At 74.5% G+C, this 21569-nt stretch carries 17 protein-coding genes; 7 read left to right on the plus strand and 10 right to left on the minus strand.

From position 1 onward, the window contains the following. Nucleotides 1-128: 128 nt before the first annotated feature. Nucleotides 129-1316, minus strand: coding sequence for a D-2-hydroxyacid dehydrogenase family protein (locus ACWDR0_RS24115; protein WP_456353829.1), 1188 nt, complete (start codon nt 1314-1316; stop codon nt 129-131). Between the two features lie 502 nt (nt 1317-1818). On the opposite strand from ACWDR0_RS24115, the gene ACWDR0_RS24120 reads away from it, so the two are divergent. After that, nucleotides 1819-2160 carry a hypothetical protein gene (locus ACWDR0_RS24120; RefSeq protein ID WP_456353830.1) on the plus strand — a complete coding sequence of 114 codons (342 nt, stop codon included), beginning with the start codon at nt 1819-1821 and terminating at the stop codon, nt 2158-2160. After that, nucleotides 2153-3274: a response regulator gene (locus ACWDR0_RS24125; RefSeq protein ID WP_456353831.1), complete on the plus strand. Its 1122-nt coding sequence runs from the start codon at nt 2153-2155 to the stop codon at nt 3272-3274. Before ACWDR0_RS24120 ends, ACWDR0_RS24125 begins: the two co-directional genes overlap by 8 nt. Nucleotides 3275-3394: 120 nt before the next feature. Here the strand turns inward: ACWDR0_RS24125 and ACWDR0_RS24130 are convergent, their stop codons facing one another. Beyond that, nucleotides 3395-4576: an ROK family transcriptional regulator gene (locus ACWDR0_RS24130; protein ID WP_456353832.1), complete on the minus strand. Its 1182-nt coding sequence runs from the start codon at nt 4574-4576 to the stop codon at nt 3395-3397. A gap of 228 nt (nt 4577-4804) precedes the next feature. Between ACWDR0_RS24130 and ACWDR0_RS24135 the strand changes: the two genes are divergently transcribed. From ACWDR0_RS24135 to ACWDR0_RS24145, 3 genes are all read left to right on the plus strand, one after another. Then, the gene (locus ACWDR0_RS24135; RefSeq protein ID WP_456353833.1) at nt 4805-6034 is read left to right on the plus strand and encodes an MFS transporter; all 1230 of its coding nucleotides are present in this window, start codon (nt 4805-4807) and stop codon (nt 6032-6034) included. Nucleotides 6035-6637: 603 nt separating this feature from the next. After that, nucleotides 6638-8104 (plus strand): uracil-xanthine permease family protein, encoded by a 1467-nt coding sequence (locus ACWDR0_RS24140; RefSeq protein ID WP_456353834.1) that lies wholly within the window; start codon nt 6638-6640, stop codon nt 8102-8104. Nucleotides 8105-8176: 72 nt separating this feature from the next. After that, on the plus strand, nt 8177-8863 hold the full coding sequence (locus ACWDR0_RS24145; protein ID WP_456353835.1) for a DUF5995 family protein: 687 nt from the start codon (nt 8177-8179) through the stop codon (nt 8861-8863). Nucleotides 8864-8968: 105 nt separating this feature from the next. On the opposite strand, the gene ACWDR0_RS24150 is transcribed toward ACWDR0_RS24145, so the two are convergent. From ACWDR0_RS24150 to ACWDR0_RS24165, 4 genes are all read right to left on the minus strand, one after another. After that, nucleotides 8969-10660 carry a flavin monoamine oxidase family protein gene (locus tag ACWDR0_RS24150; RefSeq protein WP_456353836.1) on the minus strand — a complete coding sequence of 564 codons (1692 nt, stop codon included), beginning with the start codon at nt 10658-10660 and terminating at the stop codon, nt 8969-8971. A 126-nt stretch (nt 10661-10786) separates the two neighbouring features. After that, nucleotides 10787-10963, minus strand: a complete 177-nt coding sequence (locus tag ACWDR0_RS24155; RefSeq protein ID WP_456353837.1) for a hypothetical protein — start codon at nt 10961-10963, stop codon at nt 10787-10789. Between the two features lie 462 nt (nt 10964-11425). After that, complete coding sequence (locus ACWDR0_RS24160) at nt 11426-11881, minus strand: Lrp/AsnC family transcriptional regulator (RefSeq protein ID WP_456353838.1); 456 nt, start codon at nt 11879-11881, stop codon at nt 11426-11428. Between the two features lie 297 nt (nt 11882-12178). After that, nucleotides 12179-13645, minus strand: a complete 1467-nt coding sequence (locus ACWDR0_RS24165; protein ID WP_456353839.1) for a GuaB1 family IMP dehydrogenase-related protein — start codon at nt 13643-13645, stop codon at nt 12179-12181. Nucleotides 13646-13900: 255 nt separating this feature from the next. On the opposite strand from ACWDR0_RS24165, the gene ACWDR0_RS24170 reads away from it, so the two are divergent. Beyond that, on the plus strand, nt 13901-14749 hold the full coding sequence (locus tag ACWDR0_RS24170; RefSeq protein WP_456353840.1) for a metallophosphoesterase family protein: 849 nt from the start codon (nt 13901-13903) through the stop codon (nt 14747-14749). A 412-nt stretch (nt 14750-15161) separates the two neighbouring features. Here the strand turns inward: ACWDR0_RS24170 and ACWDR0_RS24175 are convergent, their stop codons facing one another. The 4 genes from ACWDR0_RS24175 to fmt all read right to left on the minus strand — a co-directional run bounded on the left by ACWDR0_RS24175 (nt 15162) and on the right by fmt (nt 20449). Beyond that, complete coding sequence (locus ACWDR0_RS24175; RefSeq protein ID WP_456353846.1) at nt 15162-16142, minus strand: sugar-binding transcriptional regulator; 981 nt, start codon at nt 16140-16142, stop codon at nt 15162-15164. A gap of 234 nt (nt 16143-16376) precedes the next feature. After that, nucleotides 16377-17072, minus strand: coding sequence for a ribulose-phosphate 3-epimerase (rpe, locus tag ACWDR0_RS24180; RefSeq protein ID WP_456353841.1), 696 nt, complete (start codon nt 17070-17072; stop codon nt 16377-16379). Nucleotides 17073-17268: 196 nt separating this feature from the next. After that, nucleotides 17269-18714, minus strand: a complete 1446-nt coding sequence (locus tag ACWDR0_RS24185; RefSeq protein WP_456353842.1) for an RsmB/NOP family class I SAM-dependent RNA methyltransferase — start codon at nt 18712-18714, stop codon at nt 17269-17271. Between the two features lie 790 nt (nt 18715-19504). Further along, entirely contained in the window at nt 19505-20449 is a 945-nt protein-coding gene (gene fmt, locus ACWDR0_RS24190) for a methionyl-tRNA formyltransferase (protein WP_456353843.1), read from the minus strand. Nucleotides 20450-20802: 353 nt separating this feature from the next. Between fmt and ACWDR0_RS24195 the strand changes: the two genes are divergently transcribed. Next, nucleotides 20803-21330, plus strand: a complete 528-nt coding sequence (locus tag ACWDR0_RS24195) for a hypothetical protein (RefSeq protein WP_456353844.1) — start codon at nt 20803-20805, stop codon at nt 21328-21330. Nucleotides 21331-21569: the final 239 nt, after the last annotated feature.

The raw sequence follows: 21569 nt of genomic DNA on the forward strand, positions 1-21569 counted from the left end.
GCGGAGCCCTGCCGTACGGCGCCTGGTCCCGCCCTCGGCGTCGTGCCGTGGCGGACGCGCTGGGGCATGCGGCGCCGTGTCGTACGGCGTACGCGCTGTGGCGTGCGGCGCCGCGCCGTGCCCTGCCGTCAGCCCAGGGTGCGTACCGGATCGCCCGCGAGATACGCCTCGATGTTCTCGACCGCCTGCCCGAAGTAGCCCTCGTAGTTGCGGCGGGTCACATAGCCCAGGTGCGGCAGGCCGAGGAAGTTGGGCGCGGTGCGCAGCGGGTCGCCGGCCGGGAGGGGTTCGGTGGCGAAGACATCGGCGCCCGCGCCCGCGATCCAGCCCTCGCGCAGCGCGCGCAGCAGCGCCGTCTGGTCGACGATGCCCGCGCGGGAGGTGTTGACGAGGAAGGCGGTACGGCGCATCCGGCGCAGCTCGGCCTCCCCGATCAGCCCCCGGCTCCGGTCGCCGAGCACCAGATGCACACTGACGACGTCGCTGGTCTCCAGCAGCTCCTCCTTGGACGCACAGGGGATCACGCCCTCGGCGGCCGCCCGAGCGGGGTCCAGCCGGGGGCTCCAGGCAGCCACCTCCATCCCGAAGGCGGCACCGACCCGGGCCACCTTGGTGCCGATCTTCCCGAGCCCGAGCAGACCGAGCCGGCGGCCGTGCAGATCGGCCCCGAGGCTCTGCTGCCAGGGGCCGCCCGCGCGCAGGGCGGCGTTCTCCACGGTCACCCCGCGGGCCAGGCCGAGGATGAGTGCCCAGGTCAGTTCGGCGGGCGGCTCGGAGTTGCTGGCGGTGCCGCAGACGGTGACGCCGTTGCGGGCGGCAGCCGCGAGGTCCAGGGCGGCGTTGCGCATCCCGGAGGTGATCAGCAGTTCCAGCCGGGGCAGCCGGTCGAGCAGCGCGGCCGGGAACGGGGTGCGCTCCCGCATCACGACCAGGATCTCGCAGTCGCCGACGGCGTCCACGACGGCGTCGTGGGAGGCGAGCGGCGTCCGCAGGAAACGGGTGGCGACCCGGTCCCCGAGCCGGGGCCAGTCGGCGAGGGTGCGGGCGACGTCCTGGTAGTCGTCGAGCACGGCGCACCGCAGTACGCCGGACGCGGGCGGCCCGTCCGCTCCCCCGTCCGGGCCCGTGACCGCGTTCGTGCCGGGACGCGGGTCCGTGCCCGCACCCCTGTCCGTGTCCGGTTGCGTGCCCGCGTCCGTCTCCGTGCCCGGTCCCGCGCCCGTGTCCTTGTCCTTGTCCGTGCCCGGTCCCGTGCCCGCGCCCGTGTTCTTGTCCTTGTCCGTGCCCGGTTCCGTGCCCGTGTCCCTGTCCGTCATATCGCCCCGCCCCTTCCGTATGCCCCCGGTACCCCGGGCCGCCTGTCCTCGCGGCGGAACCGGAGCCTTCGGGCGGCCGCCGTTCCGTCGTCGACCCGGGTTCCCGGGTGTCCCTCGGTTGCCGGTGCTCGGTGGCATCCGGTTCTTCCGTGGCTGCCGGTGTTTCCGTGGCCGTTGAGGCGGGAGCGTAGTGCACACCCGCGCGCCCCCGGCGCACGACGACCGCTGCCGCGGGTGCTGCGCGGTCCGGCGGCACCGTCCGGCAACACCCGGCGCCACGAACCGCGTCCGTCCCCGGGCGGACCCGCCCCCACCAGCGACGACCCGGTGTTGCGCCGAACCCGGCCGCCGCCGGGCCCGGATCGCCAACGTTGCCGTTGTGCCGGTCGGGCGGCGCAACGCCCCGCCCGCACCCCATGCTGTCCCTCACCTTCCGGCGGCCGTCGGAAGGTGCCCGTCCCTGCCGGAGGTCCGGCCGGGGTGACGAAAGGACGAGGACGCCATGGAGCGCCCGCTGCTGTCGTTGAGAGCCACTCTGATCCTCTTACTCGCGGTCCTCACCGGGCTGGGCGCGGGGGTGCTCACCGCGGCCGCGGGCGAGAACACCGCGCGCAGCGTGCTCTGCGGGCTCGCCGTGACCGGCCTCGCGGTGCCGTTCTTCGACAAGCTGGTCGGTCTGGAGGAGCGGGGCGGCGGCGCACCGCCCAGGCCGGACGGCCCGGTGGACGCGAACCCGGCGCCCGTGGCACACGCGGTGCCGGGGAATCCGGGCGCGACCGGCGCCCCCGGCGCGGCGGGCACGCACGGCGCGGCCGGCCCGGACGGCGGTGACCGGCGTGGCTGAGCTGAGGGAGCTGGGTCCCGATCTGAGCGCGGAGGCGCGCGCCCTCGCTCTGGAGCTGCGCCGGCTGTTCCAGGCGCTCGACGTGTCCGTACGCCGGTACGCGGCCCGGCGGCTGCGGGACGCGGGCACCTTCTCCCGCTATCTGAACGGCACCCGGGTACCGCCGTGGGAAGTGGTCACGGACCTCTTCACCGACCTCGCCGAACATCTGGGCACGGCGGCCACGCCCGACACCATCGAGCTGGTGCGCAAGCTCCACCGGGCGGCGCTGACCACCTCGGCGCCCTCGCCCCGGCATGCGATGGAGGTCCTGGAGCGGCAGCTCGCCGACGCCGACCGGGTCTCGCGCCGCTCCTCCGTCCACGGCGACGCCCTCGGCGACGCCCTGCTGGACCGGCAGCACCGGATCGCCGATCTGGAGGTGCGGATCAGCGAGCTGGAGGCGGAGTGGTGCGCGGAGCGCGAGCGGTGCGACCGGCTCGCGGAGGCCGCGCCCGACGTCTCGGAGCTGCTGCGCGAACGCGAAGCGCTCCAGGGCCAGGTGGGACAGCTGGCGGAGGAACTCGCGGTCACCCGCCTCCAGCGGGACAGCGCCGAGGAGCGGTGCGTCCTGCTGGAGCGCCAGCTGGAGGCCATGGAGAAGGTCCGGCAGGGCGACGGGCTGCCGACGCTGATCCCCCCGGCCGGTCCGGTGGGAGAGGCCCTGCCGAAGGTCCTGATCGTCGACGACCAGAAGGACAACCTCCTCGCCATGACGGCGGTGCTGTCGACGCTCGACCAGGAGCTGGTGGCGGTCTCCTCCGGGCGGGACGCCCTGAAGGCGCTGCTGGACCACGACGACTTCGCGGTGATCATCATGGATGTCCAGATGCCGGTGATGGACGGCTACGAGACGGCCGCCCACATCAAGCGCCGCAGCCGCAGCAGCAATGTCCCGATCATCTTCCTCACCGCGATGGGCGCCGACCCCGAGCACTCGGCCCGCGGCTATGCGGCGGGCGCGGTCGACTACATCGGCAAGCCCTTCGACCCCTGGGTGCTGCGGGCGAAGGTGGCGGTCTTCACGGGCATCTACCTGGAGCGCCGTGCCCACGCGCACGCCCACGCGCGCTGACGGGGCAGAGCCGACGGGGCGAACCCGGCCCGCTCCGCCCGCGCCGAGGGCCACATGTACGCCCACGCGCACCGGCGGGGCGGGGCCACCGGAACGAGCGGCGCCACGGCCGGAGGGCCGCTACCCGCCCGAGGCGAACAGGTCGTCCTGGGCCCGGTCGCGGGCCGTCAGCAGGGCGCCGCGCAGGATGGCCGTACCACCGAGTGCGCCGGGGCGGACCTCCGTGGGCAGGGGGTTGAGCCCGGCGAGCCGGGCGGCGACGCGGTTCGCCAGTTCGGCGCCGCCCGCCAGGCCGATCTCGCCGCCGAGGACGACGCAGCCGGGGTCGAGGATCGAGGTGACGGCCGCCGCGCCCAGGGCGACCCGGTGCGCGAAGGCGTCGAGGAAGGCGCCGGAGGCCGGATCGGACGCCGCGGCCGCCGCCGCGGCGGCCACCAGCGCGACCGCCGGGGGCTCCGTGGCGCCGGGTTCCTTCAGCCCGTGCTCCTCGGCGAGTCCGCCGATCGCGGCCGAGCCCGCCAGGGAGTGGAATCCGCCGTCGCAGCCGGACGCGGAGGGCAGTCCCCCGGTGCCGGGCACGGGCAGGAAACCGATCTCGCCCGCGCCGCCGGACGCGCCCCGGCGCACCTGCCCGTCGAGGACGAGAGCCGCGCCGACGCCGTGGCCCAGCCAGAGGAAGGCAAAGGTGTCGCGGTCGCGGGCGGCGCCGGACCGCTGCTCGGCCACGGCGGCGAGATTGGTCTCGTTGTCCAGGACGATCCGCGCGGGCAGCCGCTCCTGGAGGGCGCTGACCAGGCTGCGGTGCCAGCCCGGCAGCCCCGATTCACGGAGGTCGCCGGTGCCGGGGTCGATCAGCCCGGGGACGCCGACGGCCACCGAGTGCAGCCTGTGCACCCCGGCGTCCCGGGCCGTGCGTTCCAGCAGCGCCGCCGCGCGTTCGACGGCGGGTCCGGTGGGAGTGGAGCGGGCGATCGGGAGGGACGCCTCGGCGAGGGTGGTGCCCAGGAGGTCGGCGACGACCAGGGAGATCCCCTGGGTGCGGACGTCGAGAGCGGCCAGGTGGGCGCGGTCGGCGGCGATCCCGTACACCCGCGCGTTGGGGCCGCGGCGCCGGGCGCCCGCCTCTCCGACGACCCGGATGAGCCCGGATTCCTGGAGCCGTTCGACGAGGTCGGCGACGGAAGGCCGGGAGAGCCCGGTCAGGACCTTCAGCTCCCCGGCCGTCAACGGGCCTTCGCTCTGGAGGAATCCCAGGGCGAGGCGGTCGTTGATGGCCCGGGCGGTGCTCGGGGATGCGGGCATGCCGGAATCCTTCCAGATCGGTTTCCGGGCCCGGTCGAGGGGTCGCGGGCGACCGTGTCCGGACGGGTCCGGAGCGGGGTCGTTCGATTGCGGTCGACACGGGGGTTAACTATCAGGCAAGCTTCCTGATAGTTTACGCCCGAGCCCGCCGGTGGACGATTCGGCCGGGCGGCGGCGGGAAACTGCCGGACATCGAGGACACATCGGCTCTTGGGAGGGGCAGGCCTTATGGCGGAGTACGGGGCGAGTGACGGGGACACCGGTCCGCGGCGGATACGGCAGGCGCGGTTCGCCCTGGCTGCGGTCTTCTGTGTGCACGGAGCAGTCACGGGGAGCTTCGCCACCCGGATCCCGTGGATCGCGGACCATGCGGGGATCGGCGCGGGCCAGCTCGGCCTCGCCCTGGCCTTCCCCGCCATCGGCGCGTCCCTCGCGATGCCCGTCGCCGGGGCGATCAGCCACCGGCTCGGCGCGCGCAACGCCCTGCGCTGGCTGCTGGCACTGTGGACGCTGGCCCTGACGCTCCCCTCGCTCGCTTCCAATCTGCCGGGGCTCTGCGCGGCGCTCTTCGTCTACGGCGCGACCGCGGGCACCTCGGACGTGGTGATGAACGCCGTCGGCATCGAGGTCGAGAACCGGATGCGGCGTTCGATCATGTCCGGGCTGCACGGCATGTGGAGCGTCGGCGCCCTGATCGGCTCCGCGGGCGGCATGCTCGCCGCCCATCTCGACACCGACGCCCGGGTCCACCACGCGTTCGCCGCCGCGGTCCTCACCGTGCTGGGGCTGATCGTCTGCCGGGGTGTACTGGACGTACGGAGCGAACCCGGCGAGGAACCGCCGCCGCACTTCGCGATCCCCCCGAAGTCGGCCGTGGTCATCGGGGCGATCGGCTTCTGCGCGGTCTTCGCGGAGGGCGCCAGCCTCGACTGGTCCGCGGTCTATCTGAAGGACGTCCTCGGCGCGTCCCCGGGGCTGGCGGCCGCGTCGACCACGGCGTTCGCGCTGACCATGGCCGTCGCCCGGCTGGCGGGCGACCGGATCGTGGACCGGTTCGGCGCGGTGCGTACGGTGCGGACCGGCGGAGTCCTGGCGACCGCGGGCGGCCTGCTGGTCGTCACCGCCGCCCACCCGGCGACGGCCCTGACCGGCTTCGCGTTCATCGGGCTCGGTGTCGCCGTCGTCGTCCCGCTCGCCTTCGCGGCGGCCGGGCGCAGCGGACCGCGCCCGGCCCAGGCGATCGCTGGTGTCGCGACCATCACCTACACCTCCAGCCTGATCGCGCCGTCCGCGATCGGCGCGGTCGCCGACACGACCAGTCTGGTGGTCTCCTTCGGGCTGGTCACGGCGCTGGCCTTCGGGCTGATCGCCGGGGCGGGCGTGCTGCGGTCGGCCGGACGCGGCGGCGGGGCGAAGGCCCCGGCCGCCGAGCCCGCGCCGGCCGAAGCCGGCTCCTGACCGGCGGCGCCCTCCCGGGCGCCGCTGCCGAACGGGCCCCGGGCGGGCGCACTGCCACCCGCCCGCCCGGGGCCGCACTCCCACGGAGCGCGCAACCACCGGCCGTACCGGTGCGGGAGCCGCCGCCCGCGCGGCGCACCGCCCGGCCCGGGGCCGCGGCGGCGAACCCTGACCCGGCCGCGTCCCGTACCGGTGCCGCCACCGGCCCGGGCCCCGGGCGGGACGGCTTCCGCCACCACGGCCGTCCGGGGCGCCCCCCCTGCGAAACCCCGCTTTGCGGCGCGACGCGCGGGAGCTGGACCGGCCGGTCCGGAGTACGGCCCCGCCCCCGCGACCCGGCCGCGCCCCGCGGCGAGGCCGCCGCGCGATCCGGGCGGGACGCTTTCCGGCCGCGACCGCCATCCGCCCGGTGCCCCCGCCGGCGCCTCCTCCAGGAGAGCCGTACGAGGTGGGAGCGGCAGCCGCCGCGGTCGGCGGGGCGCTCCGCCGACCACCCGGCGCGCGCCCGCGGCCGAAAAGTGCCACTACCATTGCGCCGATCGCCCCGGGAGGCCCGGGCCGCTCACCCCCTGACCGACTCATCCGTGAGAAGTGGAGCCGCCCGTGAACCTCGGCGTGCGCTGGACCCTGCACGGCGACGGGCGGACCCCCGCTCCGGGCGCCGTCGTACGCCCCGACGAACGGCTCTCGTGGCCGCGGACCGCGGGCCTGGGCGCCCAGCACGTGGTGGCCATGTTCGGCGCGTCCTTCGTCGCGCCGGTGCTCATGGGGCTCGACCCCAATCTCGCGATCATGATGTCCGGCGTCGCCACCATGATCTTCCTGCTGGCGACCCGCGGCCGGGTCCCCAGCTATCTCGGCTGTTCGCTCTCGTTCGTCGGGGTCGCGGCCGCGATCCGGGCGAGCGGCGGGGACAGCGCCACCGTCACCGGCGCGGTCTTCGTGGTCGGTGTCGCGCTCTTCCTCTCCGGTCTGGCCGTCCGGAAGTTCGGCGCCCGGATCATCCATGCGGCGATGCCGCCGATCGTCACCGGCGCCGTCGTCATGCTCATCGGCTTCAACCTGGCCCCGGTGACAGCCTCCGTCTACTGGCCCCAGGACCAGTGGACGGCGCTGCTGGTGATGCTGTTCACCGGGCTCGCGGTGGTCTGTCTGCGCGGCTTCTTCTCCCGGATCGCCATCTTCCTCGGCCTGCTCTTCGGCTATCTGCTCTCCTGGGTGCTCGACCTGGTCTTCGGGAAGATCAACTCCCCGGTGGGCGGCGGCGAGGCCGTGGACCACTGGCGGCTGGACCTGTCGGGGGTGGCGAAGGCCGACTGGGTCGGACTGCCCTCCTTCCACGCCCCGGCCTTCGAGTGGTCGGCGATCCTGGTGGCCCTGCCCGTCGTCATCGCGCTGATCGCGGAGAACGCCGGTCATGTCAAGGCCGTGGGCGAGATGACGGGCGATCCGCTCGACGACAAGCTGGGCACCGCCATCGCGGCCGACGGCGCCGCCTCGATGCTCTCCACCGCGGTCGGCGGCCCGCCGAACACCACCTACTCCGAGAACATCGGCGTGATGGCGGCCACCCGGGTCTACTCCACCGCCGCCTACTGGGCCGCCGCCCTCTTCGCGCTGCTCTTCGGCCTCTGCCCGAAGTTCGGCGCGGTCGTGGCGGCGATCCCGGGCGGCGTGCTCGGCGGCATCACCGTCATCCTCTACGGAATGATCGGCCTGCTGGGCGCCCAGATCTGGATCAACGCCAAGGTGGACCTGAAGAACCCGCTGAACCTGGTGCCCGCGGCGGCCGGCATCGTGATCGGCGTCGGCGGTGTCTCCCTGAAGGTCACGGACGATTTCGAGCTGGGCGGGATCGCCCTCGGCACGATCGTCGTGATCACCGGCTACCACGTGCTGCGGGCCTTCGCCCCGGCGCATATGAAGACGGAGGAGCCGCTGCTGGACGCGGGGACCTCCACCTACGACTCGGCGGCCACCCCGGTGCCCGGCGCCCCGGACACCCCGGGTGCGGGCGACGGCGGTTCCGGGCACACGGAGAAGCGGCCGGGAGCGGGCGGCAACGGCTGACCGTTCGTCCGTTCCGGGGACGTCCCGGCCGACCGGCTCCCGTGCGGGAGCGGCGGCTGGGACCCTGCCCCCATGGTCCGGATGGAGCAGAGCACGGCGGACGGCACCGCGGACGTGGCCGGCCGGATGCGGGCGCTGGACGCCCGGTGGCCCGCGCGGGACGGCGTGGCCGTCTTCAACCGCGTCTATCTGACCGTGACGGAGGAGCTGGGGCGGCGGATCGCCCGGGGCGGGTTCTCCGACCGGCGGTCCGCGGCGGTGCTCGGCACGCTCTTCGCCGAGCGCTATCTGACGGCGGTGGAGCGGGCCGAGTCCGGCGGGCGGCCGCCCGCCTGCTGGCGCCCCCTCTTCCAGTACCGGCGGCATCCCGGCGTACGGCCGGTCCAGTTCGCCCTGGCCGGGATCAACGCCCATATCGGGCACGATCTGGCACTCGCGGTGCTCGACGCCTGCGCGGCGCTGGACTGCGCCCCGGAGGCCCTGGAGAAGGACTTCGACCGGGTCGGCGAGGTCCTGGTGCTGCTGGAGGAGCGGATCAGGGAGGAGCTGATGCCCGGTCCCGATCTGCTGGAGATCGCCGATCCGCTCACCCATCTCGTCGGCGTCTGGAGCCTGGAGCGGGCCCGGGACGCCGCCTGGTCCGCGGCCGGGCTGCTCTGGGGCATACGGGAGCTGCCCGGGTTGGCCGCGGAGTTCACCGAGCGCCTCGACACGGGGGTAGGGCTGGTCGGCCGCTGTCTGCTGACCCCGTGGCCGTGACCGGGCGGCGGCGCCGCGGCCGTACGGAGTCCGCTACGGCCCCCGGCGGAGCGGCCCGGAACACTCGGTGTCGCGGGCCGCTCCGCCGGGGCTCGCCCGGCTCGCTCAGTCCTCCGGCAGTTCGACCGGCGCGATCTCCTCGTAGACGTCGCCCGGCCCCGGGTTGGCGGCGTCGGTCCCGCCGCCGAAGTGGTGCATGACGCCCCAGACGGCGTTGAGCGCGGTCTGCACGGCGCCCTCCGCCCAGCCCGCCGTCCACGAGATGTCGTCGCCCGCCAGGAAGATGCCCCTCTGGTCCTCCGGCAGCCGCTCCTGCATGAAGTGGGTGAACAGGCGCCGCTGGTAGCGGTAGTGGCCCGGCAGGTTGGCCTTGAACGCGCCCATGAAGTACGGCTCGTTCTCCCAGGACACGGTCACCGGGTTGCCGATGATGTGGCTGCGGATGTCGACGTCCGGGTAGATCTCGCCGAGCGACTTCAGCATGACCTCCATCCGCTCGTTCGCGGAGAGCGGCAGCCACTTCAGGCTGTCGTCGCACCAGGTGTACGAGAGGCAGATGACGGCCGGCTTGTCCGGGCCGTCGTCCAGCAGATACGTACCCCGGGTCATCCGGTCGGTGAGGGTCATCGACATCGCGTCGCGCCCGGTCACCGGGTCCTTGTCCAGCCAGAACGGCCGGTCGACCGGGACGAACAGCTTCGACGACTCCATGTAGTGGGTGCGCTCGATGGCGGTCCAGTGGTCGATCGGGAAGAGCGCGTCATCGCAGGCGATCTTGGAGAGCAGCATCCAGGACTGGGCGGTGAAGACGGCCGCACGGTAGGTGCGGATGTCCCCGGAGGCGTCGGTGACGGTGATCCGGTTGCCCGCGGTCCGGTTGAGCCGGGTGACGGCCGGGCGGTGGCCGCCCTCGTGGAGAGTGGCCAGCGAGGTGCCCTGGGCCCAGTGGACGATCTTCTCGGGGGCGCGCTCCCACAGGCGCAGCGGGAGCTGCTGGCTGCCCTCGACGATGCCGCGGTGGTGGTCGTCGGCCTCCGAGTAGACGACCCGCAGGATCTCCAGGATGGAGTTGGGGAAGTCGGTGTCCCAGCCGCCGGTGCCGAAGCCGACCTGTCCGAAGATCTCCCGGTGGCGGAAGGAGGCGAAGGATTCGGAGGCGCAGAGGAAGCCGTAGAAGGTCTGGTTGTCCAGCTTCTCCACCAGCCGGGCCCAGATCTCGCGGATCTTCGGCACGTCCCGCTCCCGCATGGCGCGGTTCATGTCGGAGAAGTCGGCGCCCTCCTCCAGGCAGGCGTTCCACGCCTCCATCACATCGCGGTAGACCTGCGGGAGGTCGTCGACGGTCCGCGCGTAGTGCGACTCGCCCTTGAGGTCCACGACGGTGGACGGGGTGCCGGGGGCCAGCGGGTTGGGGAAGGGCCGGGTGGTCAGCCCCACCAGGTCTATGTAGTGCTGGAGGGCGGTCGAGGACGGCGGGAACCGCATGGCGCCCATCTCGGCGCTCAGCCCGGGGTCGCAGCCGTCGAAGCCGACGGTCCGCAGCCGGCCGCCGATCCGGTCGGCCTCGTACAGCACCGGCTTCAGGCCCATCTTCATCAGCTCGTAGGCGGTGATGATCCCGGAGAGCCCGCCGCCGATCACCGCGATCTCGGTGCCGTGCTCGGTGGCCGGGATCTGGCCGAGCCCGGCCGGATGGGCGAGGAAGTCGTCGTACGCATAGGGGAAGTCCGGCCCGAACATGGTGATCGGCGGCTGCGCGTCGGTGTGCTGGACGGCGGTGGGCACCGTGGACGTCATGGGGTACGGACTCCTTGCGGGAACTGCGCGAACTGCGGGCGCCGGGGGGCCGGCGCGAGCCGCGGTGGTACGGACGGGGGCGGGGGTACGGACGGGGGCGGGGATGCGGTTGCGGGCCGCGGCGGGCTAGGGGGCGCCGTGGAGCGCGGGGCGCCGGTCGGCGGGATTCAGCTCCGAGGTCGCCGGCAGTCCGGCCCCGGCGGCCGCGGCACGGGCCGCCGCCGGATCGAGCACCGCCGGATCGGCTTCGACGGAACCGAGGGTTCCGGAGCTCTGGAGCAGGGCGGTGCGCGGCGGCGGCATGGCAGACCTCGGGCGGTTGGCTGGGGGGACGCGCCGTCGGTTGCCCGCGCGCCGATTCGCCTTAGACCGTACGATCCCGTCTCCGTTCGGGACAAGGCGCGACCGTTGCGTACGGACGGGTGATTCGTTGCGTCTCGGAAGCCCGTGGCGTCGATTTGTTGTGCCCGGTGTCGTCGCAGGTCGCGCGGGGTGTCATCCACCCGGGGAAGGGGCCGGGCCTACCTCTCGGGCGGGACGGTGCGGGGCCTCCCCCGCCCGGGGGCGGAGGCCCGGGGACGACTCCGGAACGATGTGCCGGGGCGGTGCCGCGGGGCAGAGTGATGGCCGTCCGGGCGACCGCCCGGACCGGGCGGCGGGCGCGGGAGGTGCGATGGGGTGACGGTGGACCCGCCCGCGGTTCGGGCGGACGGGCCTTCAGGCGGACGGGCCTTCGGGCGGACGGGCCTTCGGGCGGGCCGGTCTTCAGGCGGACGGGCCCGAGGAGTAGCGGCGCAGCAGCGGGGAGAGCACCAGGACGGATTTGGTGCGCTCCACGAACGGCTCCCCCGCGATCCGTTCCAGTACCCGCTCGAAGTGGCGCATGTCGGAGGCGAAGACCTGGACGATCGCGTCGGCCTCACCGGTGACGGTGGAGGCGGCGGCGACCTCGGGGTAATGCTCCAGACCGCGTTCGATGGCCTCCGGTGAGGTGTTGCTGCGGCAGTACAGCTCGATGAACCCCTCGGTCTCCCAGCCGAGTGCGCCCGGATCGACCCGGACCGTGAAACCGGTGATGGCCCCGGTCTCGCGCAGCCGGTCGACGCGGCGTTTCACCGCGGGGGCGGAGAGTCCGACCCGGGCGCCGATGTCGGCGTAGGAGCGGCGGGCGTCCTCGGCGAGGGCGTGGACGATGCGTTCGTCGAGATCGTTGAGTCGCACGGAGGGTGGTTCACTCTTCATTCGCTGGACCGGGCCTGAGCGGGGGCGGACGCCGTCACCGCGCTTGGAACGCAGTAGAACACACCGCCCGGCCGGGCGGTGCGGACCGACGGCCCTTGCGCCGGGCCACGGGGGTGCCGGGCGAGGGGGCGCGCCCGGTCCGGGCCCGGGAGATTCCCCCCGGGCCCGGACCGGGTACCGCGGGCCGGGTACCGCGGGCCGGGACTCACGGCCGGGGATTGCGGGCCGCCCCGGCTGCCCGCCCCGGCTGCCCCGGAACGGCCGCGGCCTTCCGGATCAGCTCCAGCTCGCGTGCAGCGGCTTGCCCTCCGCGTATCCGGCCGCGCTCTGGACTCCGACGATCGCCCGCTCGGCGAACTCCTCCAGGGAGCCGGCGCCCGCATAGGTGCAGGACGAACGGACGCCCGCGATGATCGAGTCGACCAGGTCCTCGACGCCCGGACGGGCCGGGTCCAGGAACATCCGGGAGGTGGAGATGCCCTCCTCGAAGAGGGCCTTGCGGGCCCGGTCGTACGCCGACTCGTCACTGGTGCGGTTCTTCACCGCGCGGGCCGACGCCATGCCGAACGACTCCTTGTAGAGCCGGCCGTCGGCGGTCTGCTGGAGGTCGCCGGGCGACTCGTACGTGCCGGCGAACCAGGAGCCGACCATCACATTGGAGGCACCGGCGGCCAGCGCCATCGCCACGTCGCGCGGGTGGCGGACACCGCCGTCGGCCCAGACGTGCTTGCCGTACTTCTTCGCCTCGGCGGCGCACTCCAGGACGGCCGAGAACTGCGGGCGGCCGACGCCGGTCATCATGCGCGTGGTGCACATGGCGCCGGGTCCGACTCCGACCTTGATGATGTCGGCGCCCGCCTCGATCAGATCGCGGACGCCCTCGGCGGCCACGATGTTGCCCGCGACGACCGGGACCTCCGGGTCCAGGGCGCGGACCGCGCGGACCGCCGCGATCATGCTCTCCTGGTGGCCGTGGGCGGTGTCGACCACGAGTGTGTCGACGCCCGCGTCGAGGAGCTGCTTCGCCTTGCCGGCCACATCGCCGTTGATCCCGACGGCGGCGGCGATCCGCAGCCTGCCCCGGGCGTCCACGGCCGGGGTGTAGAGCGTGGCGCGCAGCGCGCCCTTGCGGGTGAGGATGCCGACCAGCCGGCCGTCGGCGTCCACGGCCGGGCTGTAGCGGCGGTTGGCGTTGTCGAGCTGGTGGAACGCCTCGCGCGGGTCTATGCCGGCGTCGAGGAGCACCAGGTCGCGGGACATCACCTCGGAGAGCTGGGTGAAGCGGTCGACACCGAGGAGGTCGGCGTCGGTGACCACGCCGACCGGGCGGTGGTCCTCGTCGACGACGACACCGGCCTCGTGCGCCCGCTTGGGGAGCAGCGCGAGGGCGTCGGCGACGGTCTGGTGCGGGGTGAGGACGATGGGGGTGTCGAGTACCAGATGGCGGGTCTTCACCCAGGAGACGACATCGGTGACGACCTCGATCGGAATGTCCTGGGGAATGACGGTGAGACCGCCGCGGCGGGCCAGCGTCTCCGCCATCCGGCGTCCGGCGATCGCGGTCATGTTCGCGGCGACCAGCGGGATCGTGGTGCCCGTGCCGTCCTTCGACGACAGGTCCACGCCCTGGCGGGACCCGACGGCCGAGCGCCTCGGCACCATGAACACATCGTCGTACGTCAGGTCGTAGGGGACCGCGGGGCTGGCGGTCAGCCGGCCCGTACCGGGCTCAAGAAAACGCATAAGTCTCACATTTTCACGCGAAACGGAGCAGGTCACTCCCACGAACGACACAACAAAGAACCCCCGTGCTGTGTTTTCCTCCAAGGTCGCCCCGGCGGGGGCGGCCCCGGGAGATGGCGGGGGCTGGTGTGCAGGACCGTGGGCCTGCCTTACGTCGAAAGGTTACCCGAGACCGAACGGATCAGCGACGGGCCGGTAAGCGGCGGGCCGCGGCGCGCCCGGCCGGGCGGGGCCCGCGGGGTTAGGCTGGCCGGTGTGGCGAAGACCGACGGAGCGTTACGGGCGATCAGCGACCTGCACATCTCCTACGACGAGAACCGCGACATCGTGGCGGGGCTCAAGCCGAACTCGCCCGACGACTGGCTGATCGTGGCCGGGGACGTCGGGGAGCTGATGGCGGACATCGAATGGGCCCTGACCCTGCTGGCGGAACGGTTCGCCCGGGTGATCTGGGTGCCGGGCAACCATGAACTGTGGACGGTCAAGCAGGAGACCAGCCCGCTGCGCGGGGTGGCGCGCTACCGGGCCCTGGTGGACCTGTGCCGCCGGATCGGCGTACTCACCCCCGAGGACCCCTGGCCGGTCTGGACCGGCGCCGGCGGGCCGGTGCGGATCGCCCCGATGTTCCTGCTGTACGACTACAGCTTTCTGGCGCCCGGGGCGACCACGGTCGAGGAGTCGCTGGCCATCGCCCACGAGGCCGGGATCGTCTGTACGGACGAGTTCTATCTCCATCCCGACCCCTACCCCGGCCGGGCCGAGTGGTGCGCGGCCCGGGTCGAGGAGACGGAGCGCAGGCTCACGGAGGTCGCGGGCGATCTGCCGCTGATCATGGTCAACCACTGGCCGCTGGTGCGGACGCCGACGGAGGTCATGACCTACCAGGAGTTCGCGCAGTGGTGCGGCACGGTGCGGACGGCCGACTGGCACACCCGGTTCGACGTCCGGGCGGTGGTGTACGGCCATCTCCACATCCCCCGCAGCACCGTGTACGACGGGGTGCCCTTCGAGGAGGTGTCACTGGGCTATCCGCGGGAGTGGCGCCGGTACGGCCTCCGGGAGGAACTGGCCCGGCAGATCCTGCCCCGTCCGCAGCAGCCTTAGGTCGTCTCTTCCGGATCGGGCCGCCCCCGCAGGCCCGGCTCCCGGGCTCGCCCGGGTCACGGCGGGCGGCCCCGCCCGCGGCCGAGGGCCGTGCGGCGCGGGATGCCGCCGCCCGCCGGGGCAGGGGCAGCCGGGAAGCTCCGGCGGAACCGGCACCCGCCGGGCACCGGCAGCCGTCCCGGCGCGGGGCACCCCGGAAGTCCCGGCGACGTGAACACCCCCGGGCCGGCAGGGCACGGGGGTGCGTGTGCGGACGGCCACCGCCGGGCGGGCCCGCTCGGCGGTGGCCGTCCGAGGACCGCTCCCGGCGGACCAGCGGACCCGCATGAACGATTCCGCGGTCCCGGGATCCGCCGCCGGGACCGCGGCCGCCGTGCGTGGTGCGTTGTCCGTCGTGCGTGCGGGTGCGCCGTCAGGCGTCGGGGTCGGCGCGCTCCAGCGCCGGGCGCAGCCCCGGCGGGGAGGAGAGCAGCAGATCGGCCGCCGCCGTGTCGGTGACCAGGCTGGTCACCAGACCGGAGCGGAGTACGGCCCCGATCGCGTCGGCCTTCCGCTGGCCTCCGGCGATGGCGACGACCTCGGGGATCCGGCGCAGCCGGTCCGCCTCGACCGTGATGCACCGCTCGCCCAGGTCCCGGCCGACCCGGCGGCCGTCCCGGTCGAAGAGGTGCGCGGACATCTCCGCGGCGACGCCGTAGGAGGCGTACCGGGCCCGCTCGTCGTCCGACAGCATGTCGTGGACGGTGGAGACGCCCGCCTCCCAGGATCCGATGGAGACGGCGGCCACGGTGACCTTGTCGAAGTATTCGAAGGCCCGGGCGATCCCGGTCTGGTGCCGCAGCGCGGCGGCCGTCGCCGCGTCGGGCAGCAGCATCGGCGCATAGATGGGATGGGCGTCGCCGCCGGAGACCTGGGCGGCCCGGCGGACCGCCTCGACGGAGCCGCGTTCCGCGGTCCCCGCGTCGTACACCCCGGTCAGCTGGACGACCGTACAGGGCGGCAGCCGGTCGAGGGCCGCGGCCATATGGATGGTGGAGCGGCCCCAGGCCAGGCCCAGGACGTCGCCCTCGGCCACCAGTTCGCCCAGCAGATCCGCGGCCACCTCGCCCAGGTTCTCCGGATCGGGCGATTCGTCGGCCTCCGCCGGGGACTCGACGACGACGGCGTGCCGCAGCCCGAACCGGGCCCGCAGCGCGTCGGAGCGCTCGGCGTCCAGCTCGGCGGGGACCCGGATCTCGATCCGGACCAGCTCCCGCTCCAGCGCCGTCTCCAGGACCCGTGCGACCTTGAAGCGGCTGACGCCGAACTCCTCCGCGATCTGGATCTTGGACTTGCCTTCCAGATAGAACCGGCGGGCCATCGCCGCCGCCTGGACGAGCTCCGCGGGTCCCATCCGCAGGGCGGATCGTCCCGCCGACCTAGCAGACACCGCGTCTCCTCACTCCTGTTCAGACTCCGGATCCGTCATCCTGTCAGATCCGGCCGTTGTCGATCAGCCCGGTCGGGCCGAGTTCATCTGCGTGTGGCCCACCGGTCACTCGTGGTGATCCGGCGGGCCGGGTGGTACGCCCCCGGAGGCCGGCCGCCCCGGCCGGGGCTTCCGGTAGTCCTCCAGGGGTCCTCCGGATCAGTGTGCGCAGGCCCAGCCCGCCGTGGCGACGGTCTGTTCGGCCGTTGCGCGCAGCCCGCGGATCGCGGCGGCCGGGTCCTCGGCGCCGTACACCGCGGAACCGGCGACGAAGACGTCGGCACCGGCCTCCGCGCACCGCTCGATGGTCGAGGCGGCGACCCCGCCGTCGACCTGGAGCCAGAGTTCGAGGCCGTGCTTGGCGATCAGCTCACGGGTGCGGCGGATCTTCGGCAGCATGATGTCGAGGAACGCCTGGCCGCCGAAGCCCGGCTCCACGGTCATGATCAGCAGCATGTCGAGTTCGGGGAGCAGGTCCTCGTACGGTTCGATCGGCGTGGCCGGCTTGAGCGCCATCGACGCCCGGGCGCCCTTGGCCCTGATCTCCCGGGCCAGCCGGACCGGGGCCGCGGCCGCCTCCACATGGAACGTCACCGAACCGGCGCCCGCCTCCACGTACTGCGGAGCCCACCGGTCGGGGTCCTCGATCATGAGGTGGCAGTCCAGCGGGGTGTCCGTGGCCCGGCTGAGGGACTCCACGACCGGAACGCCCAGCGTCAGATTGGGCACGAAGTGGTTGTCCATCACATCGACATGCAGCCAGTCGGCGCCCCCGGGGCCCCCCACGGCCTTCGCCTCCTCCGCCAGTCGGGCGAAGTCGGCGGAGAGAATACTGGGATTGATCTGTACGGCCATGGGCCAAGCCTGCCATGGACCGGGGCGGTTCCCCGCCTCCGTCCGTCCTCCGGTACGGAACGAAGCCTTCCGGCCACCGCATTCCCGGCAAGTCCGGCAGAGTGCCGCCGTATCGCGCCGACCGGGGGCTCCCGGGGCGGCCGGAACCGTTCGGTGTCCGGACCGCCCCGGGTATCCCGGAGTACTGCCGTACCGCTCAGGCGGTCCGGCGCAGCAGGGCCAGATACATGGCGTCGGTGCCGTGGCGGTGCGGCCACAGCTGGATGTCCGGTCCGTCGCCGAGCCCGGGGACCCCGGGCAGCAGCGGCCTGGCGTCGATCCACTCCGCGTCGGCGGGGGCGGCGCCGCCGCGGCCGCGGAGCACGTCGTCCACCACGATCCGGGTCTCCGCGAGATGGGGCGAGCAGGTGGCGTAGCCGACGACTCCGCCGACCCGGACCGCCTTCAGCGCCTCCCGCAGCAGGCCGCGCTGGAGCGAGGCGAAGCCCTCGACATCCTCGGGGCGGCGGCGCCAGCGGGACTCGGGGCGGCGGCGCAGCGCGCCGAGGCCGGAGCACGGGACGTCGACCAGCACCCGGTCGAAGCTGCCGGGCCGCCACGGCGGACGGGTGCCGTCGGCGGTCACGACCTGGTACGGGCCGGGGTTCCCGGCGAGTGCCCGGGCGACCAGACCGGCCCGGTGCGGCTGCTTCTCGGCGGCCAGCAGCGAGGCGCCGCGCCCGGCCGCCAGCGCGCCCAGCAGGGCCGCCTTGCCGCCGGGTCCGGCGCAGCCGTCCAGCCAGCGGGCGTCCGGGCCGTCGAGCGGGGCGTTCGCCAGGGCGACGGCCACCAGCTGGCTGCCCTCGTCCTGGACACCGGCGCGGCCCTCGCCGACCGCGGCGACCGCGCCCGGCTCGCCGCCGTCCGCCATCCGTACCGCGTACGGCGACCAGCGGCCCGGCTCCGCGGACCCGTCCGCCAGCAGTTCGGCGGTGGTGGCCCGGCCGGGCCGGGCGACCAGCGTCACCTCGGGCCGCTCGTTGTCGGCGGCCAGCAGCTCCTCGATCCCGGCGCGGGGGCCGCCGAGGGCGTCCCAGAGGGCCGAGACGACCCACCGCGGGTGCGAGTGGACGACCGCCAGATGGTCCTCGGGGTCCTCGTCGTACGGCGGCGCCACCCGCTGGATCCACGTCTCCAGATCGTCGCGGGAGATCTTCCGCAGTACGGCGTTCACGAACTTCGCCCGGCCGTCGCCCAGCACCACCCGGGCCAGCTCCACACTCGACGACACCGCCGCGTGGGTGGGGATCCTGGTGCCGAGCAACTGGTGCGCGCCCAGGGCGAGCACGTCCAGCACCGGCGGGTCGACCTCGCGCAGCGGCCGGTCGACGCAGGACGCGATGATCGCGTCGTAGGTGCCCTGGCGCCGCAGGGTGCCGTAGACCAGCTCGGTGGCGAGCGCCGCGTCCCGGTCGTCGAAGCCCTCCTTCTCGCGCGCCTTGCGCAGCAGCGGCGGGAGGACGAGATTGGCGTAGGCGTCCCGCTCGTCGACGGCCCGCAGCGCTTCGAAGGCGAGGATCCGCACGGGGTCCTTCACCGGGCGCCGGTAGGTCTTCTGGGGACGGGGCCGGCGAGCCCCCTGGGGGCGTGCCTGGTCGTTCAAAGGTGCTCCGCGGTATCTGATCAGTCGGGGTCCGCTCCCAGGTTACGTCCGGCCCGCGGCTGCGGCGGCACGGCCACCGGGTCCGGCCCCGACGGCCGTGGGCCGGTGGGCCCGCGCCGGGGCACCGCGCTCCCCCGCATCCGGCGGCGACGAGTGGCGGGCGACGGCAGGACCGCGCGGTGACGGCCCGGAGCCGGGCATCGCCGCGCCCTCCGCGCCCCGCGGGCGCGAACAGGGGCGTCCGGGGCAGGGGTCTCCCGGGGCCGGACAGGACCGCACCGCACACCGGCCGCCGGGGGGGTACGCCGAATCTCCCCCCTCGCCCCCGTCGGCCGGTCCCTCCGGCGCGCGGAGCGAAGCGCTCCGGCACGGGCTCCGGCCGGGCCGACGACCGGGTGGGATCCGCGGCTGCCCGACGGAGGACGGGCGGTGGCCGTACGGGAGCGGATCGGGGCCGCGCCACGGCGGCCGTCTCCCCGTGGGCCGCCACCACGCCGGGCACGGTAGCCGCCGGGTGGCCCGGACCGTGCCCGGCAGCCGCCGGGGCGGTGTCTCCCGGGCGCGGTGCCGTACGGGTCGTGGTCCCCGGTCCCCGGTCCGGAGAAGAGCGGCCTCCGACCGGTGCCGGGGGCACCCCCGCGGAACGATGGACGCTGCTTCACGGCCCGCGCTCCCACCCGGGAACCGGCGGCGAACCAGGGACGGGGCGGGGGCGATACCCGAGGTGCCCCCGGACACCGGCAGGGCCCCGCGCCCGAAGACCCGTACGGACCCGCCCGGTGGCCCGGGGTCAGCCCGCCGTGCCGCCGTCGAGGCGCTCGCCGGGGGCGATCCGGACGCCGCGTGCCCAGTCCGCCGCCCGCATCGGCTTCTTGCCCTGCGGCTGGACCCAGAGCAGTTCCACGGCGTGCGAGCCGGTCCCCGCCCGGACGTCGTTCTTGCCCACCGCCAGCTCGCCGGGGGCCAGTTCGGTACGGGCCGGGTCGAGCGCCACGGAGACCAGCTTCAGCCGCTCGCCGCGGAAGACCGTCCACGCCCCGGGCGCGGGCGTGCAGCCGCGGACCAGCCGGTCGACGCGGAGCGCGGGCGCCCGCCAGTCCACCCGGGCGTCGTCGACGGTCAGCTTCGGGGCCAGCGAGACCCCTTCGGCGGGCTGCGGGACCGCCGTCAGGGTGCCGTCCTCGATGCCGTCCATGGTCGCGGACAGCAGGCCCGCCCCGGCGAACGCCAGCCGGGTCAGCAGGTCGCCGCTGGTGTCGGTGGGCCGGACGGTCTCCGTCAGCACCCCGTAGACCGGCCCCGAGTCCAGCCCCTCCTCGATGAGGAACGTGGCCGCGCCCGTCACCTCGTCCCCGGCGATCACCGCGTGCTGCACCGGGGCCGCGCCCCGCCACGCGGGCAGCAGCGAGAAGTGCAGATTGACCCAGCCGCGCCGCGGCACGTCGAGCGCGGTACGGGGCAGCAGGGCCCCGTAGGCGACGACCGGGCAGCAGTCGGGCCCGATCTCCCGCAGCCGGGCCAGGAAGTCCTCGTCCCGCGGCTTGGCGGGCTTGAGGACCTCGATCCCCGCCTCCTCGGCACGCTGGGCGACCGGGCTGGCCACCAGCCTGCGGCCGCGGCCCGCGGGGGCGTCGGGCCGGGTGATCACCGCGGCGACCTCATGACGGTCGGAGGCGATCAGGGCGTCCAGGGCGGGGACGGCGACCTCGGGGGTGCCGGCGAAGACGAGCTTCATGGGTGGCTGACTGCCTCTCGGCTGTACGGGTGAGTGCGGACCTGCGGAAACGGCACGGGCGGGACCGGCGCGCCCCGGAAGGCGCACCAGTCTAGGTCGTACCCCGCACGCGCCGGGTGCCCGGCGCCGGCCCGCGGCCCGCGCCGGACCGGGGGGCGTACGGGAGCCCGTGCGCCGGGACGGTATGCGCTTACGCCCCCGCACCGTGACCACAACGCCGGGTGCGGCGTTGGTCAAGACAGATTGACCGATCTCCGGGGGGACGGCTCACGCGGTCGCCGGGGATCGGCCGACGCGGGCCGCTCCCCTCGGCGGCCCGGATCCTTTTCCACGCCGGTTCGAGAGGCTTCCCGATGGCCGACCACGCAACCCACGACGCCCAAGCCCGGGCAAGCCTGCATCTTCTGGTGCGGGACATCGAACGGGTCCGCCGGCAGGTGGACGCGTTGCGCACACTCACCGCCCAGCTCGGCAATGTGTACCGCCCGCGCCGCACCGGTCCCTCCACGGGCTTCGTCGTCTACGGCAGGGCTCCGGCGCCCACCGTCCGCCTCGCCCAGGAGCTGCGGGACAGCGTCGAGACGCTGGTCACGGCCGCCGTCGACTTCGACCGCTCGCTGGGCTTCTCCTGGGACGCGGTCGGCTCGGCCCTCGGGGTCACCAAACAGGCCGTCCACCGGCGGTACGGCGCCCGGCGCGCCGCGCCCACGGCCGTCGGGGCCGAGCCCGAGCAGCAGCCGCGTTCCTTCCCGGCGGCGGCGAGTCTCCCGGCGGCCGCGTCGGTCCCCGCGGCGCGCAGCATGCCCCCGCAGCCTTCGGCGGCTCCGGCGGCTGCCGCCGAACCCCGCCCGAACGCCTTCCCCGGCCCCCGCAACGGCTGACCCCCGCCCCCGGCGGCAGCCCCGCCACGGGGAGCGCCCGGCCCGGTGGACGCCATTGCCGCCTGCCGCCGCCCGGTGGCCGGCCGCGCAGTTCCCGCGCCCCTGGGTATCTGTTCCCGTCGTCCTTGCCATGAGGCCGCCCCTCGCTCGCAGCGACGGGGGAGACCGGAAGGGGCGCTGGGGGTCCCCCTCACGCCGCCAGGCCTGGGGGTCCCCCCACGCCGCCAGGCGTCCAGGCC

This window comes from Streptomyces sp. NPDC003691 (assembly GCF_053981115.1).